This is a genomic window from Pseudomonas fluorescens (genome assembly GCF_902497745.1).
In the GTDB taxonomy this organism is placed as follows: Bacteria; Pseudomonadota; Gammaproteobacteria; order Pseudomonadales; family Pseudomonadaceae; genus Aquipseudomonas; species Aquipseudomonas fluorescens_BM.
The window spans coordinates 115,296-130,509 of sequence record NZ_CABVHJ010000006.1; the positions used below are offsets into that span (position 1 = coordinate 115,296).

Genomic DNA, 15,214 nt, shown 5'->3' on the forward strand with positions numbered 1-15,214 from the left:
GGATATGCGGCAGATCGTCCAGACATGCTCTTGGAGTCGTCCATGGATCGCCTTTCAACATTGCTCAGCCATTTCGGCGTGTCTGCTGGCACTTTTCACAGCGGCACGTTCTGCGGCGTCGCGGTTCATGAAAATGAACCGGTCGGCCATGTGCATTTGTTGCAGGCTGGCGAGTTGCTGCTCAAGCCGGGCAGCGAACGCGAGATCCGCCTCAGTGAACCGTCGCTGATCTTCTTCCCCCGACCCTTCGCCCATCGCATGTTTGCCGACGAAACCATGGACACTCAGGTAGTTTGCGCAACGCTAACGTTTGATGGCGGTTCCGGCAACGCGTTGGCGGCGGCACTGCCGGATTATCTGGTGCTGAAACTGACGGACATCCCGGAGCTGGGCAACACCGTCGAATGGCTGTTCAAGGAAGCGTTCGAAGGTCATTGCGGGCGCGTCGCGGTGATGGATCGCCTGTTCGAATTGCTGGTGATTCTGCTGTTGCGGCACCTGATCAGCAGTCGCGAACAACAACCGGGGATGATTGCCGGGCTGGCTGATCCACGTCTGTCGCGTGCCTTGAATCTGATGCACGAGCAACCGCAAAAGCCATGGAGCGTGGCGGATCTGGCGTCTGTCGCCAACTTGTCCCGCGCCGGGTTCGCCGAGCAGTTTCGCCGCGTTGTCGGGCAGACGCCGGCCGATTATCTGCTGAGTTGGCGCGTCAGTCTGGCGCAGAAACGCCTGCGCGAAGGTAAACCGATTGCGCTGATTGCCGAAGAAGTCGGTTACGAAAGTCCTTCGGCGCTGGCCCGGGCGTTTCGGCGCAAGACCGGGCTCAGTCCGCGGGAGTGGAAGGCGGGCGTCTGACGATCATTTGGCGAATTTCTTCGCCCCGGCGACGCACAGGATCACGCCCAACGTCACGGCGAGCATGCCAATGCTGACGTGTTCATGCAGCAGCGTCGCCGCCAGCGCCAGACCAAAAAACGGTTGCAGTAATTGCAACTGACCCACCGCCGCAATCCCGCCCTGAGCCAGACCGCGATACCAGAACACAAAGCCGATCAGCATGCTGAACAGCGACACATAGCCCAGACACACCCACGCCGACAGATTGATTGTGCTGAAGGAGGCGGGCGCCAGCCACAGACTCAACACCGCCATGAGTGGCAGCGACAGCACCAGTGCCCAGCAAATCACTTGCCAGCCGCCGAGGGTGCGCGACAGTTTCGCGCCTTCGGCATAACCGAGGCCGCAAGCGAGAATGGCCGCCAGCATCAGCAGGTCACCGGTGGGCGAGGCCGTCAGCCCTTGTGCCAGCGCGAAGCCGACCACCAGAGCGCTGCCGAGAATCGAAAAGATCCAGAACACCGGTCGCGGCCGCTCACCGCCGCGCAGCACGGCAAAAATCGCCGTGGCCAGTGGCAGCAAGCCGACAAATACAATTGAATGCGCCGACGTCACGTGTTGCAGCGCCAGGGCGGTCAGCAGGGGAAAGCCGAGCACTACGCCCAGCGCGACAATCAACAGCGACAACCACTGATCGCGCGCCGGACGCCGTTCGCGAAACAGCCACAGCAGCGCTACCGCCAACACCCCGGCGATGGCCGCGCGGACCACGGTGAGAAACACCGGATCGAACTCCAGCACCGCCAAACGCGTGGCCGGCAGTGAGCCGCTGAAGATCACTACGCCGATAAAGCCGTTGATCCAGCCGCTGGTTTTTTCCAGTGCCGGGGTCGTCAGATTCGAGGTTCGTTCCATACCGGATCACGCTCAGAGGTGGGTTGCGTTGCGGCCATGCTAGAGCCGAGAATCAGCACAATCAAAGAATTGTCATGGATACATCTCGACATGCCACGCTCGCGCTACAAGACACTCGTTGATGCCTATGCCGCAAACATTCGCTCGGGCCAATTGTCGCCGGGCACACGGCTGCCGACCCATCGGCAACTGGCCGCTCAAGAAGGCCTGGCGCTGGTCACCGCCTCGCGGGTATATGCAGAGCTGGAGGCCATGGGCCTGGTCAGCGGCGAAACCGGGCGCGGCACGTTTGTCCGTGAAACCTCGCTGGCGCCGGGGCAGGGCATCGATCAGAAAGACGTGGCGGTCGGCATGATCGACCTCAATTTCAATTACCCATCATTGCCCGGTCAGGCGGATTTGTTGCGCAGCGCGTTGCGGCAATTGGCGTTGTCCGGCGACCTGGAAGCGTTGCTGCGTTATCAACCGCATGCCGGTCGCGCCCACGAGCGCGCCTCGGTTGCCCGGCACCTGCTGACGCGCGGAGTGACGGTCGAAGCCGAGCAAGTGCTGATCGTCAACGGTGCTCAGCAAGGCCTGGCGGTGACGCTGATGGCATTGCTCAAACCCGGCGATGTGATTGCCGCCGACGCGCTGACTTATTCCGGATTCAAGGTCTTGGCCGAGGCGCTGCATCTGGAAGTCGTGGCGATCCCGTTCAGCGATCAGGGGCCGGATCTCGCTGCGCTGGAAAAACTCTGTCGCAGTCGCTCGGTGCGTGCCGTGTACAGCATGCCGACGTTGCACAATCCGCTGGGCTGGGTGATGCCGTTGGCGCAGCGCGAGCAGTTGGTGGCGATTGCCCGTCGACATGATCTGACGATCATCGAAGACGCGGCCTACGCATTTCTGGTGGAAAACCCACCGCGTACGCTGATCGATCTGGCGCCGGAGCGCACGGTGTACGTCTCGGGCCTGTCGAAAAACATCGCCACCGGACTGCGCGTCGGTTTCATTGCCGCCCCGCCAGAAACGGTGCCGGCTCTGGAGCGCATCATCCGCGCCACCACCTGGAACACCCCCGGCATCATGACCGCCATCGCTTGCGGTTGGCTCGACGACGGCACGGTGACGCTGCTTGAGGAGCAGAAGCGCAACGACGCCAAGGCGCGACAAGCGCTGGCGGCCGGAGTGCTGAAAGGGCTGCCGAGTATTGGCCATCCTGCGTCGTACTTCCTGTGGCTGCCGCTGCCGGAAGACGTGCGCGCCGATCAGATTGTCGTCGAGTTGATGCATGAACAGATTTCGGTCACCACGGCAGTGCCGTTTTCGGTGTCGGGGCATGTGCCGCATGCGATTCGCTTGGCATTGGGTTCGGTAGACATGGAGGTGTTGCGTCAGGCGTTGACGACGGTCAGGAGGATCATCGGCGCTTACCTGTAAAAACAAAATGCTACCCTTGCGCCGCCCAATGCAGACCGATCCGGAACCCGCGATGAAAAACACCGCTGCACTGTCACTCGCCCTGATGCTCGCCACCAGCCTGCTGAGTACGTTCACCCACGCTGCAGGCGATCCCGAAGCCGGCGCAAAAATCTTCCCGCGCCTGTGCGGCGGCTGTCATCAGGTCGGCGAATCGGCCCGCCCCGGATTCGGCCCGCAACTCAACGGCATCATCGGCCGGCCTGCCGGTACGTCGGCTAATTACGTGTATTCCGATGCGATGAAGAACTCGGGGGTGACCTGGGATCGTGAAACGCTGATCGCCTATCTGAAGGACCCGAAAGGTGTGGTGCCCGGTACGCGGATGATTTTCTGGGGGCTTAGCGACGAAGAGAAGCTCGATAATCTGCTGGCCTACCTCCAGACCTTCGCGCAATAACGGTAGAAGGTCGCGTTTATGAGAAGCAGCGATGCCGGGTTGAGGCTCTGGCTGGCAAACCCTCCCATCACGCTCGATCAATTCCGCCGACAGGGGGCATAACCGTCGCGGTCACGCCTTTCGCGATTCAAGTATTGCTGTGTTCTGGCGATATGTCTGACACCCTGGTCTCAGATTGAAAACGACATGAAAAAGTTATTCGGCGTTATGGCTGCCTTCGTTTTGCTAACGGGTTGCGTGACCAAAGATCTCCGCGTTGAAGATCGCCAGCAGATCAAAACCCTGAAAGTGCTGCCGGTGTTTGTCGCCGTCGACAACTTTCAGTACACCAGCATGACGCAGGCCTGGGGAGCAGGTCTGGGCGCCGGAGCCGGTGCGGCGGCGGGCATGGCTTCCGGTGCTTCGACTGTTGGCGCCGGTGCGTTAACGGGGGCGGGCTCTGTGGCAGGGACGAAAGCGGCGGACGTGGCCACCGGAGATATCACTCTGGCGATTCGCAACAACATGAAGGCCAATGGCATCGACCTGAGTCAGTTGATTCGGCAGAGCTTCGAAAAACGCGTGCAGCAGGAACATTTGTTTACTGTGGTGGGCGAGGGTGAGATAGCCGATGCCGAGGTCGAAATCCTGGTATCGCAATGGGGGCTTTGCCTGAAGAACTACAGCACCGTGTTGTACCCGGTGATCGGCGCCACGGCGCAAATCAAGCGCAACGGCTCCGCGGTGTGGCGCAATTTCGACACCATTTCCGTATCCAACGATGCCAACACCATCGCTTACACTCCGGAGCAATACGCCACGGATCCCGAAGCGTTGCGCAAGGCATTCAGCCATGTCTCAGATCTGGTGGTCGGTAAGCTGGTCGAACACTTGAAGCAGTGAAGGGCTGATCACGCCACCTGATTGCGACCCGCAGCCTTGGCCTGATACAGCTGCTGATCAGCGCGCTTGATCAATGCGTTGTGGCTGTTGTCGGCCGGGTCTGCCAAGCCGACGCCAATGCTCACCGTCACATTCCCGACCACAGGAAATTCGGCCTCGGCAATCGCCGCGCGAATCTTCTCGGCGACGACTTCCGGGGTGTCGGGTTGGGCGATTTCCGGCAACAAGACTGCGAACTCTTCGCCGCCGTAACGGGCGACGAAATCGGTGGTGCGCAAGCTGCTATGAATCAGTTGCGCCAACTGTTGCAGCACCTCATCACCCACCGCATGACCGTGGCTGTCATTGATGCGCTTGAAGTGGTCGGCATCGATCAGTAGCAGGGCAAACGGGCGCCCGGTGCGGCGGAACAGCAGGGTGTATTCGGTGAGTTTCTCGTCGAAGCGACGACGGTTGTAAACGCCGGTCAAGCCATCGTGAGTCGCCAGGCTCAGCAGCTCGGCGTTGGCCTGCGTCAGCGCCGCAGTGCGTTGCGCCACCGTGGCTTCCAGCGAGGCATTGGCCTCTTGCAGTTCGCGTTCCTTGCCGAGCAGTGATCGGGTCATCGCATCAATGGACTGGCCAAGCTGAGCGATTTCCCGCACCGGGTGTTGCAGCGGGAATTGCGCGCCCGGCTGTTGGTTCTGCACCTGCCGGGCCGAATGCGCGAGCTGTTCGATCGGGCGGCTCAGGTACAGCGCCAGGTAGTAAGCCACCAAGCCGAACAGCACCGCCGCGAAAACGCCGAGAATCAGCAATTTGTACATCAGCAGGCGCGCCGGTTGCAGTGCGGTTTCCAACGGCTGGCGCACGGCAATCGACCACGACAGCACCGTACTCGATGGCGTCGGCACGCTGACCATGCTGGTGAGAAAGCCGTTGCCCGCCGTCCAGCCCTGCAATTTCGAATCAGTCGCCGCCAGTTGCTGGCCCATCAGTGCTTCGGGGTAGAGAATCTTGCCATCGTGATCGATGATCAACGCTTCGATATCCGGCATTGAATTTTTGTGCGCAAACGCCGCCGACTCGACAATGCGTGTTACCCAGCTCCAGTGTGCGTGGGCGCCCAGGACACCAATCACCTGGCCGTCGGCGTTGCGGATCGGTGCGGCGAAATCGATGAAGCGCAGCGGTTCACCGTTCGGCAGGGCCGGCAGCATTTTCGCCAGCAGCACCGCCTCATGAGGATCGCCGGTGTACTCGCCGCGCAACCCGGCCTGGAACCAGGGCCGTTGCTGCACCGATTGACCAACCAGCAAGTCGTTCACCGCCTGATGCACCTTGCCCTCGGCATCGGTGACGCCCATCCACGCATACTCGGCGCGGGCCTGGGTGCGCAGTTGCATCGATTTCAGAATCGCCGGGTTGTCCAGATCGCCACGCTCCAGATGCGGCGCGCGGCTGAGCAGATACACCTCCAACTGGCGTTCGCGCAGTTGTTCACCCAGCAACGATGCGGCCGAGCGCGCGGTGTTGAGCAAGGCATTGCCGCTGGCCTGTTTCATTTGTTCGGTGGCGATGTGGCCGACATAGAAGCCCACGCTCAGCAGCGTCAGCAGGGACAAACCGGCAAACCAAAGGGTGAGGTGGCTACGCAGACTGGCTTTGAGCATGGGCAGGCGAGGTCTGTTTTGGAGTTGTGGCCGCATGGTATGCGCAATGGGCGGTGGGTGACCAGTCGGGGAATGGATGGTTGCGGGCAGGAAAAAGCCCGGCTGATCAGGCCGGGCTTTTTCTTGGGGTTGCGATGAAGCCAGTGGTTTAGGCGACGCGGCGTTCGATCAGACGATCGGAACCGCCTTCGGCAACGCGGCGTTCAAGCAGACGATCGGAACCACCTTCGGCAACGCGACGTTCGAGCAGGCGATCAGAACCACCTTCAGCAACGCGGCGTTCGATCAGTCGATCGGAACCACCTTCAGCAACGCGGCGTTCAAGCAGACGATCGGAACCACCTTCGGCAACGCGACGTTCGAGCAGGCGATCAGAACCACCTTCAGCAACGCGGCGTTCGATCAGTCGATCGGAACCACCTTCAGCAACGCGACGTTCGATCAGACGATCGGAACCGCCTTCGGCAACGCGGCGTTCGATCAGTCGATCGGAACCACCTTCAGCAACGCGGCGTTCGATCAGGCGATCGGAACCGCCTTCAGCAACTCGGCGTTCGAGCAGACGATCAGAACCGCCCTCAGCAACACGACTTTCAATCAACTTGTCCGAGCCGCCTTCAGCGACCTGGGTATGTGCCGGGGTGGCGGCAAAAGCGTTAATGGCGAAAACCGAAAAAGCGATGCTGAGAAGGGTTTGGCGTTTCATGATCGTGTGCTCCAAGGGGTAGTTGTTTGTCTGGAGCCGATGTTACGCCGTGGATTTTTTATGAGAACTTCATTGACGTGATGATGAACATCGACCGCAATGATGGTTCACCAATCCCTATAGGAATTGCCGCTGGCTGCGATCCGTTGATCTTTCTCAGAGCGGCTTCGCCGCCCGAACACACAGTTCACCGGTCGCGCGCGTCAGGGCCAGCTCATGCAACGCGTCGTGGGTCAGGCCACTGCGTGCCTTGGCCAGCCACGCCGGGCAATTCGCGTCGTGGCGATACGGCATGAACGCGGCGTATTGCTGCAGCAGACGGGTTTGCAGTTCATCCAGACGCGGACGGATCTGTTTACCAAGGTCGGGGCGCGGGGTGTCTGGTGCGGCAGCGGCCGCCTGCCATTGTGCGAGCAAGCCGTACTGCACCAATTTGTTCGCCTCCATTTGCGCCGCGATCAGTTGCGCCACGTCTTCAGGGTCGAGCTGGCGCTCGGCGGCCAGCGTGCGAGCATTGGCGATGACCTGCGCCTCACGAGGGCTGTCTTGAATCGGTTTGCCGCTGTCCCATTTGGTCAGCGCGACGAGGTCGCCGATGTTCAGGCGTTCGTTGAGTGTTTCCAGCAACGGCTTCAACGTTTCGGCGGGCGCGGCGGCGTGAGCGCTGGTGGTGAGCAGGGCGAGTAGGCTGGCGGTCAACAGATTGGCAACGTGCGGCATGAACAGAGCCTCAATGAGAGCAATGGAAGTGGGCAGTTGTTTACCACAGCGCTGAACCGACACCTATAGATCCGTGCTCATTACACAGGTGCGGGCACCGGTAATAAACACCGATTTGAAATGTTAATTGCACCCCGCGAGCAACTCACCGAAGCTATCCTCAATCAGCCCTCCCGCCGTCGAGATGGACCTCTATTCAATGCAAGCCGTCGCCCAACGCCCACTCTGGCACACCTACCTGCTGTTCCTCGCGCCGATGGTGCTGTCGAATTTTCTGCAATCTATGTCGGGCACGGTCAACAGCATCTACATCGGCCAGATGCTCGGCACCCAGGCACTGGCGGCGGTGTCGGGGATGTTTCCCATCGTGTTCTTCTTTATCGCGCTGGTGATCGGCCTCGGTGCGGGCGCCGGGGTGTTGATCGGGCAGGCCTGGGGCGCGCGTGAGCCGCACATGGTCAAAGCGATTGCCGGGGCGACGCTGTTGCTCGGCGTGCTGATCGGTCTGGTGGCTGCGGTGTTGGGCAGCGTATTCGCGCGGCAGGCGTTGGCGGGTTTGGGGACGCCGGCGGATGTGCTCGACGATGCGGTGGCGTATGCCCATGTGATGATGTGGATCTTGCCGTCGCTGCTGGTGTTTGTGTTGTTCACCCAATTGTTGCGTGGGGTCAGCGATACGCTGTCGCCGTTGCTGGCGCTGATCGTATCGACCGGTGTCGGGCTGGCCCTGACCCCGGCGCTGATTCGCGGTTGGTTCGGCTTGCCGCAACTGGGCATTCAAAGTGCGGCGTACGCAGGGCTGGCCGGTAACCTGGCGGCAATGGCATGGCTGGCGTGGCGCTTGATTCGCAAGGGCCATCCGCTGGCGCCGGACCGCGAGTTCTTCGCCGCGCTACGTCTCGACGGGGCGATTCTCGGCAAGGTGTTGCGCATCGGTCTGCCGACCGGCGTGCAGATGATTGTGCTGTCGCTGTCGGAGCTGGTGATTCTGGCGCTGGTCAACCAGCACGGTTCGCAAGCGACGGCGGCCTATGGCGCGGTGACGCAAATCGTCAACTATGTGCAGTTCCCGGCGTTGTCGATTGCGATCACCGCGTCGATTCTCGGTGCGCAGGCCATCGGCGCCGGGCGACTGGAGCGCATGGGGCCGATTCTGCGCACCGGGCTGCTGATCAACGTGTGCCTGACCGGCGGCTTGATAGTGCTCGGTTACCTGTTGTCGCATTGGTTGCTGGGGCTGTTCCTGACCGAGGACTCGACCCGGGCGATGGCTGAGCATCTGCTGCACATCATGCTGTGGAGCCTGTTGGTTTTTGGCTTCCAGGCCATCATTGGCGGGATCATGCGCGCCAGCGGCACGGTGCTGGTGCCGGTGATCATTGCGATCATTTGTGTGGTCGGTGTGCAACTGCCGGCGGCGTACTGGCTGGACGGCCAATATGGTTTGCAGGGTGTGTGGATGGCGTTTCCGGTGGCGTATCTGAGCATGCTGGTGTTGCAGACCCTGTATTACAAACTGGTCTGGCAGCATCAGAAGATCGAGCGACTGGTGTAGGCGCTGGCGTAACAGTCGGATGTTTGCTTAAGTCAACCGAGGCCCTCGACGGCAGGCCCCGCCTGGAGAATCCCATGTTGATCCGATTGCTGCTGGCTGCCGCGTGTTCGCTGTGCGTCATCTCTGCCGCGCAGGCTGTCGAATACACGCGGGTCAACACCACCGCCAGCCAGATCAGTTTTACCTACAACCAGATGGGCTCGCCGATGTACGGCACCTTTGGCAAGTTCGAGGCGACGCTGGACTTTGATACCGACAACCTCGCCAACGCCCGTACCACGCTGCACATTGACCTCAACAGCATCGATGCCGGCAGCGAAGACGCCAACACCGAGCTGGTGAAACCGGCGTGGTTCAACACCGAAAAATTTCCCGTGGCGGTGTTCGAATCCCGACGTTTCACCCAAGTGGCCGAGCGTCGCTATCTGATCGACGGACAACTCACCCTCAAGGGCATTACCCGCGAAGTGCAGGTGCCGGTGGAATTGAAACCGGGCAGCGCCATCGGCATTTTCGATGGTGAACTGGTGCTCAAGCGCGACGAGTTCGGCCTCGGCGCGGGGGAGTGGGCGGACACCGTGGTGTCCAAGGACATCGCCATCAAATTCAAAGTGGTAGCGCCGCAGCAGTGACCTCGTCAGTCAATAAAACCGGTCCTGTTCTTTCATCGCCTGAATCTGCCAGAACGTCCTGCCGGAGATCAGCAGAAACAGCAACGCGAGCAGCGCGCCGCCGCTCATGATGTAGAAGCTCGTGCGGTAACTCTGCAACTGGCTGGCGATGCAGCTTTTATCCGGCATCCAGGGCGACACCAGCAGGGTGATCGGGCCATCGACTTCGTACTGGGTATGCTCGACGTAGCGTTCGTCAGCGTGTTGCCCTTCATGGGGCTGGCCTTGGGCATCGGTGTATTGATAGTGAATGACCTTGCCATTGGCGTTCATTGGAATCTGTTCCAGTGCCGTGACACTGCCACGGGTTTCCACGCCGTTAAAACTCAGCGCCCCATAAAGCATGCCCGACTTGTGAGCCATTGCAGCGAGCAGCAGAACTACGCAGCAAGCAACGGTCAGCATGACGATACGGTTGTAGAGGTGATCCTTGGCAGCTTCGCGCGGGTAGTACATGGCCGGTCCCTGGTGGTGACATTGGTAGGAGACCGTTACATCGGCGCTCGGAAAAGGAACTTTAGACGTCCGCCGGGCCGGTCACGGTATGATGTCGCGGTTCGTCGACCGCTGCGGTTGTCGGCAACGCTTTTTACCGTCGGAGTTCGTCATGCCACGCATCACCCACTACAAATCCCCATGCCCCGAAGGCGTCAACAGCCAGATTCTGCAAATGGTCGTCGATTACCTGACCGACATCAGCGCGGTCGGTCTCGGCCCGAGCAACCTGCTATATAACGTCTATCAGTACGCGGTCGGCTATGAGGTGCATCTGTATCTGGAAGCGTTGAGTGGCGAAAAGGGCACCGACGTCGAGTTGCTGGTGGCCACCGACGAGGATGATCCGGAGCAAGTGATCGGTTTTCTGTTGTACCTGCCGGTGCAGGGCGATTGGGAAGCCTGCAGCGTGGCTTATATGGCGGTGCGCGAAGGGCATCGGCGTCAGGGCGTGGCGCGGGCGCTGATCGGCGACATGGTCGGGCGTTATCCTCATGCGGAACTGGCCTGCACCGTGGGTAAAGTCTCGTACTTCGAAGCCTTGGGTTTTGAAGTGATCGGTTCACGGGAAACGCAGGTATTGATGAGCACCCGGCATTACCGCAGCAACGGCCTGCGCAGATTTATCGACACCACACCGATTTACCGGTCGCTGGAAGTGCAGCAGATCCACACCTATCTGCTGCAGAAAAACGGCAAGCGCGCGATGCTCGACGCCGAGAAACAGCGCGACCGACACCTCGATCAGACCACCCGTCACACCGAAGAATTTGTCCGGCAGCGCCTGACCGTGCACTGATCTCACATCGCTGAAAAAGCCCTTGCTGTGAATGGCGCAGCAAGGGCTTTTTTGTGCGCGTCATTCAGCCGAGTTTGACGTTCATGGTGATCCGCGCCGTGAACACGTGCTTGTCCTCGGTGTCGCGAATATCCACGGTGACGATCTTGTCGCCTTCGCTCTGCCAATCCACGCCTTCACCACTGGCCACTGCCGTCAAATCGGTTTTTGCCTTGGCCAGATATTCCACGGTCATGCCTTTGGGGATCCAGCGTGCGCCGGCCGGGATCGACACATCGGTCATCATCCCGGCGGCGAGTTCTGCGGCGTTGCACATGGCAATCGCATGCACGGTGCCGAGGTGGTTGGTGATCTCTCGACGGAACGGCACTTGTACCGTCGCCGCGTTGGCGCGCAACTCGGTCACCAGTGGGCTGATGGTGCTGAAGTACGGCGCGACCTGGCAGGCCATCTGGCTGAACGCTTGCGGGCCTGCGCTGTTGAACATGCTTAGAAACTGACTCATGGAAACGCCTCGCGGAAAGTGATTTTGCAGAATGATGTTCCGTTACAGAATAATATTCTGTAACGGAACGGTATTCGGTCTGCGGGAAATCTGTCAACCTGTGCGTGTTTTTTTCATGGGCACGACGTGTGCCTTTCAATCCCGACTTTCAGGCAGTGAGCCGCATGGACACCGCAGATCTACTTGAACGCAGCTACCCCGGCCGCCGCGCCGAACTCAAGCGCGATATCTTTCGCAAGGCGCTGAGCCTGTTCAACGAGCAGGGGATCGAGGCCACCACCATCGAGATGATTCGCGCCGAGTGCGATACCAGCGTCGGGGCGATCTATCACCATTTCGGCAACAAGGAGGGCTTGGTCGCCGCGTTGTTTTTCACCGCGCTGGAGGATCAGGCGCGCCTGCGCGATGCCTATCTGGATGCAGCGAAAACCACCGAGGAAGGTGTGCAGGCGCTGGTGTTCAGCTACGTCGATTGGGTCGAGCGTCAACCCGAATGGGCGCGCTTCCAGTATCACGCGCGGTTTGCCGTGACCAAAGGGCCGTTCAAAGACGAACTGGCCGAGCGCAACAAGACCCGCAATCTGCGTCTGCGCGACTGGCTGGCTGAATCGGGGCGCGCTGCCGAACTCAAGGCGCTGCCCGCCGAACTGTTGCCATCGTTGATCATTGGTCAGGCCGACAGTTATTGCCGCGCCTGGTTGGCGGGGCGGGTGAAGGGCCGTCCGGCGGATTATCGCGAGTTGCTGGCACAAGCGGCGTGGCGCTCGATCCGCGCCGATTCGCTGTCGGACAGCTGATTTGCGCAGAAAAAAAAAGAGCCTCAAAGCTCTTTGATGGGGAGGAAGTAGAGCCCTCGAGGCTCAAGATGCGCATGAAGCAAGGCACGGGCTTGATTGGGGTTCAGAGCACCCGTGCCTACGCAGCGCTCGATAGAGCGGAGCCACTGCGTGATTCCATCGTAGGAGCCTGCAAGTGGCGGCTCAAGTACCGCCAGTCGCACGGGCAACTAGACGCTGGCCTCTTTCATGAATGTTCACAGACTCCCTGTAGGAGCTGCCGAAGGCTGCGATCTTTTGATCTTGTCTTTTAAAAGCAAAATCAAAAGATCGCAGCCTTCGGCAGCTCCTACAGTGTTTTTGCGGTGTCAGCGGGCGCCAGGCCAGCCTGATTTTTCGAGAGCAGCGAGCAGGGTTTGCGCATCCAGTCCCGGCACCGAATGCCCATTACCGTCGGTGCTGTCACTGGCCAGCAACGCATTGATGATCGCTTCTTCAACCGCCTCGGTCGCGGCGAGAAACAGCTCGCTGATATGGTCATTGTTGACCATACGCAAACCGTCGCAGGTCGGCGCGCCTTTGCCTTCGTAGGCTGCCGGCGGCACGTGATCATTACCCGTAGCGAAGGCGATGAAAATGTCGCCGCTGTGATCCTCGTTGCCACCGCCGGTGCGCGCCAGGCCGAGGCTCGCGCGTTGCGCCAGACGTGTGCACTGGTGAGGCAATAGCGGCGCATCGGTGGCCAGACAGACGACGATCGAACCCATGCCCGGATGTGGCAACGATGCCCGCAAGAACGGCGAATCTTTCTGTTCCATGTAGCGCCCGACCGGGTAGCCATCGACCCGTAGCTCGCTGCGAATGCCGTGGTTGGCCTGCACGATGGCGCCGACGGTCCAGCCACCCTGAGCACGGCTCAACCGCCGCGATGAGGTGCCGATGCCACCCTTGAATTCATGGCAGATCATGCCGCTGCCACCGCCGACCGCGCCTTCCACGACGTGACCTTCAACAGCTGCGCTCAGCGCTTCGGCGACGTGTTTAGGCTGGACGTGAAAACCGTTGATGTCGTTGAGCAAACCGTCAAAGGTTTCCAGCACTACCGGCATGTTCCAGTAGAGACGACCGTCGTCGGGTTGCTGCTGGCGATCCAGGGCAATCAATGCATCGCGCACTACACCAAGGCTGTGGGTGTTGGTAAACGCAATCGGGCTGGTCAGCAGACCCGCCTCGCGAATCCATTCAAGGCCGGTGGCGTCACCATTGCCGTTGAGCACATGCACGCCGGCAAAACACGGTTGCTGATTGGTCGAACCCGGGCGCGGTTCGATCAGTGTGACACCGGTGCAGATGTCCCGCCCGGCGCTGCTGCGGCCGCGCACATTGCTGTGGCCGACGCGTACGCCGGGTACATCGGTGATGGCGTTGAGCGGGCCGGGCGGCAGTTGGCCGATGCGGATGTTGAGGTCACGGGCACGAGGTTTCATTGATTTCTGTCTCTCTAAAAAATGCTGGGTTGTGCGCGGCCCCTGTGGGAGCGAGCCTGCTCGCGAATGCGTCGGCACTTTCAACACATCAGTGCCTGACCCACCGCTTTCGCGAGCAGGCTCGCTCCCACAGGGTTTTGTGCAATGTTCAAAAGGCTTTATTGGCCGTTCTTAACCTTGCTCCACACCCGCGTGCGCACTCGCTCGGTGGCTTTTGGCAGGGGTTCAAGGGTGTACAGCGTGGCCATCGCTGCGGCGGAGGGATACACCGCCGGATTGTCCCGAGTCGCGGCGGCTACCAGCACTGTTGCCGCGCGGTTGCCATTGGGATACGACAGATGATCACTGACCGGCGCGATCACTTCGGGCCGCAGCAGATAGTCGATAAACGCCAGACCCTGAGGCCGATTCGGCGCGTCCTTGAGCAGCACCAGCGTGTCGAACCACACCGGCGCGCCTTCCTTGGGCAGGCTGTAGGCGATCTTTACGCCGTTGTTGGCTTGCTCGGCATTGGTCTTGGCTTCCAGCATCGCGCCTGACCAGCCGACGGCGACGCAGATGTTGCCGTTGGACAAATCGCTGATGAATTTCGACGAGTTGAAGTAGGCGATATGCGGACGCAATTTCAGCAGCAACGCTTCGGCCTTTTTATAGTCTTCAGGATCGGTGCTGTTCGGTGGCAGCCCCAGATAATGCAGGGCGACCGGCAGCATCTCCGACGGCGAATCGAGCATCGCCACACCGCACTGGCCGAGTTTGGCGAGGTTGGCTTCGTTGAACACCAGATCCCATGAGTCCACCGGCGCTTTGTCGCCGAGCGCCGCGCGTACCTTGTCGACGTTGTAGCCGATGCCGTTGGTGCCCCACAGATAAGGCACGGCGTATTGATTGCCGGGATCGTTGTTGGCCAGTTTCGCCAGCAGGTCGCTGTCGAGATTCTTCCAGCCCGGCAATTGATCGCGCGGCAGCGGGGCGAGGGCGCCGGCCTTGATCAGCGTCGGCAGGCTGAAATTGCTCGCCACCACCACGTCGTAACCGCTGCGGCTGGTCATCAGTTTGCCTTCGAGGACTTCGGCACTGTCGAACGTGTCATAGACCGGCTGGATACCGCTGTCGCGCTGGAAATCGTGCAGGGTGTTCGGGCCGATGTAGTCGTACCAGTTGTAGACGTGCACGCTCGGTGCGTCGGCGGCCATGGCGATCGAGCTGGCGCTGAGACCGGCCAGCAGGCCCAGTTTTATGCTGAGGTTGATACAGCCACGGTGACCACGCATGATGCGGCACTCCTGGCCTGTGCAGGCCGGTGATGAACAGGAGTGCTCAGCCTATCGGGCCGGTCACACCTGACCC

The 15,214-nt window shown here is 60.6% G+C and carries 16 protein-coding genes; 8 read left to right on the forward strand and 8 right to left on the reverse strand.

Annotation, left to right across the window (positions count from 1 at the left end; all coding sequences use genetic code 11):
• Window positions 1–42 precede the first annotated feature (42 nt).
• Complete coding sequence (locus F8N44_RS11220) at window positions 43–858, forward strand: AraC family transcriptional regulator (protein WP_150650337.1); 816 nt, start codon at window positions 43–45, stop codon at window positions 856–858.
• Between the two features lie 3 nt (window positions 859–861).
• Here the strand turns inward: F8N44_RS11220 and F8N44_RS11225 are convergent, their stop codons facing one another.
• Window positions 862–1,755: a DMT family transporter gene (locus tag F8N44_RS11225; RefSeq protein ID WP_150650338.1), complete on the reverse strand. Its 894-nt coding sequence runs from the start codon at window positions 1,753–1,755 to the stop codon at window positions 862–864.
• Between the two features lie 90 nt (window positions 1,756–1,845).
• Between F8N44_RS11225 and F8N44_RS11230 the strand changes: the two genes are divergently transcribed.
• The 3 genes from F8N44_RS11230 to F8N44_RS11240 all read left to right on the forward strand — a co-directional run bounded on the left by F8N44_RS11230 (window position 1,846) and on the right by F8N44_RS11240 (window position 4,498).
• On the forward strand, window positions 1,846–3,177 hold the full coding sequence (locus tag F8N44_RS11230; RefSeq protein WP_150650339.1) for a PLP-dependent aminotransferase family protein: 1,332 nt from the start codon (window positions 1,846–1,848) through the stop codon (window positions 3,175–3,177).
• A gap of 52 nt (window positions 3,178–3,229) precedes the next feature.
• Window positions 3,230–3,616, forward strand: a complete 387-nt coding sequence (locus F8N44_RS11235) for a c-type cytochrome (RefSeq protein ID WP_150650340.1) — start codon at window positions 3,230–3,232, stop codon at window positions 3,614–3,616.
• Window positions 3,617–3,802: 186 nt separating this feature from the next.
• Window positions 3,803–4,498 (forward strand): hypothetical protein, encoded by a 696-nt coding sequence (locus F8N44_RS11240; RefSeq protein WP_150650341.1) that lies wholly within the window; start codon window positions 3,803–3,805, stop codon window positions 4,496–4,498.
• 8 nt (window positions 4,499–4,506) lie between these two features.
• Here the strand turns inward: F8N44_RS11240 and F8N44_RS11245 are convergent, their stop codons facing one another.
• From F8N44_RS11245 to F8N44_RS11255, 3 genes are all read right to left on the reverse strand, one after another.
• Window positions 4,507–6,150, reverse strand: a complete 1,644-nt coding sequence (locus F8N44_RS11245) for a sensor domain-containing diguanylate cyclase (protein WP_150650342.1) — start codon at window positions 6,148–6,150, stop codon at window positions 4,507–4,509.
• Window positions 6,151–6,298: 148 nt separating this feature from the next.
• Window positions 6,299–6,856, reverse strand: coding sequence for a phage infection protein (locus F8N44_RS11250; protein ID WP_150650343.1), 558 nt, complete (start codon window positions 6,854–6,856; stop codon window positions 6,299–6,301).
• 156 nt (window positions 6,857–7,012) lie between these two features.
• Window positions 7,013–7,576, reverse strand: a complete 564-nt coding sequence (locus F8N44_RS11255) for a chorismate mutase (protein WP_150650344.1) — start codon at window positions 7,574–7,576, stop codon at window positions 7,013–7,015.
• A 199-nt stretch (window positions 7,577–7,775) separates the two neighbouring features.
• On the opposite strand from F8N44_RS11255, the gene F8N44_RS11260 reads away from it, so the two are divergent.
• Together F8N44_RS11260 and F8N44_RS11265 are read left to right on the forward strand one after the other, a co-directional pair.
• Window positions 7,776–9,131 carry an MATE family efflux transporter gene (locus F8N44_RS11260; protein ID WP_150650345.1) on the forward strand — a complete coding sequence of 452 codons (1,356 nt, stop codon included), beginning with the start codon at window positions 7,776–7,778 and terminating at the stop codon, window positions 9,129–9,131.
• A gap of 74 nt (window positions 9,132–9,205) precedes the next feature.
• Window positions 9,206–9,763 (forward strand): YceI family protein, encoded by a 558-nt coding sequence (locus F8N44_RS11265; RefSeq protein ID WP_150650346.1) that lies wholly within the window; start codon window positions 9,206–9,208, stop codon window positions 9,761–9,763.
• A gap of 9 nt (window positions 9,764–9,772) precedes the next feature.
• Here F8N44_RS11265 and F8N44_RS11270 read toward each other — a convergent pair whose 3' ends face one another.
• Window positions 9,773–10,258 carry a DUF3592 domain-containing protein gene (locus F8N44_RS11270; RefSeq protein ID WP_150650347.1) on the reverse strand — a complete coding sequence of 162 codons (486 nt, stop codon included), beginning with the start codon at window positions 10,256–10,258 and terminating at the stop codon, window positions 9,773–9,775.
• A 151-nt stretch (window positions 10,259–10,409) separates the two neighbouring features.
• On the opposite strand from F8N44_RS11270, the gene F8N44_RS11275 reads away from it, so the two are divergent.
• Entirely contained in the window at window positions 10,410–11,096 is a 687-nt protein-coding gene (locus F8N44_RS11275; RefSeq protein WP_150650348.1) for a GNAT family N-acetyltransferase, read from the forward strand.
• 64 nt (window positions 11,097–11,160) lie between these two features.
• On the opposite strand, the gene F8N44_RS11280 is transcribed toward F8N44_RS11275, so the two are convergent.
• Window positions 11,161–11,601 (reverse strand): hotdog fold domain-containing protein, encoded by a 441-nt coding sequence (locus F8N44_RS11280; RefSeq protein ID WP_150650349.1) that lies wholly within the window; start codon window positions 11,599–11,601, stop codon window positions 11,161–11,163.
• A 164-nt stretch (window positions 11,602–11,765) separates the two neighbouring features.
• On the opposite strand from F8N44_RS11280, the gene F8N44_RS11285 reads away from it, so the two are divergent.
• Window positions 11,766–12,398, forward strand: coding sequence for a TetR/AcrR family transcriptional regulator (locus tag F8N44_RS11285; protein WP_150650350.1), 633 nt, complete (start codon window positions 11,766–11,768; stop codon window positions 12,396–12,398).
• A 347-nt stretch (window positions 12,399–12,745) separates the two neighbouring features.
• Here the strand turns inward: F8N44_RS11285 and F8N44_RS11295 are convergent, their stop codons facing one another.
• Both F8N44_RS11295 and F8N44_RS11300 read right to left on the reverse strand, forming a co-directional pair.
• Entirely contained in the window at window positions 12,746–13,864 is a 1,119-nt protein-coding gene (locus F8N44_RS11295) for a P1 family peptidase (RefSeq protein WP_150650351.1), read from the reverse strand.
• Between the two features lie 158 nt (window positions 13,865–14,022).
• Window positions 14,023–15,138, reverse strand: coding sequence for a polyamine ABC transporter substrate-binding protein (locus F8N44_RS11300; protein ID WP_150650352.1), 1,116 nt, complete (start codon window positions 15,136–15,138; stop codon window positions 14,023–14,025).
• Window positions 15,139–15,214: the final 76 nt, after the last annotated feature.

Excerpts from the sequence above, each read along its gene's own strand:
- F8N44_RS11300 (WP_150650352.1), bottom strand. The coding sequence starts at position 15,138 with ATGCGTGGTCACCGTGGCTGTATCAACCTCAGCATAAAACTGGGCCTG.
- F8N44_RS11270 (WP_150650347.1), bottom strand. The coding sequence starts at position 10,258 with ATGTACTACCCGCGCGAAGCTGCCAAGGATCACCTCTACAACCGTATC.
- F8N44_RS11295 (WP_150650351.1), bottom strand. The coding sequence starts at position 13,864 with ATGAAACCTCGTGCCCGTGACCTCAACATCCGCATCGGCCAACTGCCG.
- F8N44_RS11255 (WP_150650344.1), bottom strand. The coding sequence starts at position 7,576 with ATGCCGCACGTTGCCAATCTGTTGACCGCCAGCCTACTCGCCCTGCTC.
- F8N44_RS11230 (WP_150650339.1), top strand. The coding sequence starts at position 1,846 with ATGCCACGCTCGCGCTACAAGACACTCGTTGATGCCTATGCCGCAAAC.
- F8N44_RS11240 (WP_150650341.1), top strand. The coding sequence starts at position 3,803 with ATGAAAAAGTTATTCGGCGTTATGGCTGCCTTCGTTTTGCTAACGGGT.
- F8N44_RS11280 (WP_150650349.1), bottom strand. The coding sequence starts at position 11,601 with ATGAGTCAGTTTCTAAGCATGTTCAACAGCGCAGGCCCGCAAGCGTTC.
- F8N44_RS11250 (WP_150650343.1), bottom strand. The coding sequence starts at position 6,856 with ATGAAACGCCAAACCCTTCTCAGCATCGCTTTTTCGGTTTTCGCCATT.
- F8N44_RS11260 (WP_150650345.1), top strand. The coding sequence starts at position 7,776 with ATGCAAGCCGTCGCCCAACGCCCACTCTGGCACACCTACCTGCTGTTC.
- F8N44_RS11285 (WP_150650350.1), top strand. The coding sequence starts at position 11,766 with ATGGACACCGCAGATCTACTTGAACGCAGCTACCCCGGCCGCCGCGCC.
- F8N44_RS11245 (WP_150650342.1), bottom strand. The coding sequence starts at position 6,150 with ATGCTCAAAGCCAGTCTGCGTAGCCACCTCACCCTTTGGTTTGCCGGT.
- F8N44_RS11235 (WP_150650340.1), top strand. The coding sequence starts at position 3,230 with ATGAAAAACACCGCTGCACTGTCACTCGCCCTGATGCTCGCCACCAGC.
- F8N44_RS11225 (WP_150650338.1), bottom strand. The coding sequence starts at position 1,755 with ATGGAACGAACCTCGAATCTGACGACCCCGGCACTGGAAAAAACCAGC.
- F8N44_RS11265 (WP_150650346.1), top strand. The coding sequence starts at position 9,206 with ATGTTGATCCGATTGCTGCTGGCTGCCGCGTGTTCGCTGTGCGTCATC.
- F8N44_RS11220 (WP_150650337.1), top strand. The coding sequence starts at position 43 with ATGGATCGCCTTTCAACATTGCTCAGCCATTTCGGCGTGTCTGCTGGC.
- F8N44_RS11275 (WP_150650348.1), top strand. The coding sequence starts at position 10,410 with ATGCCACGCATCACCCACTACAAATCCCCATGCCCCGAAGGCGTCAAC.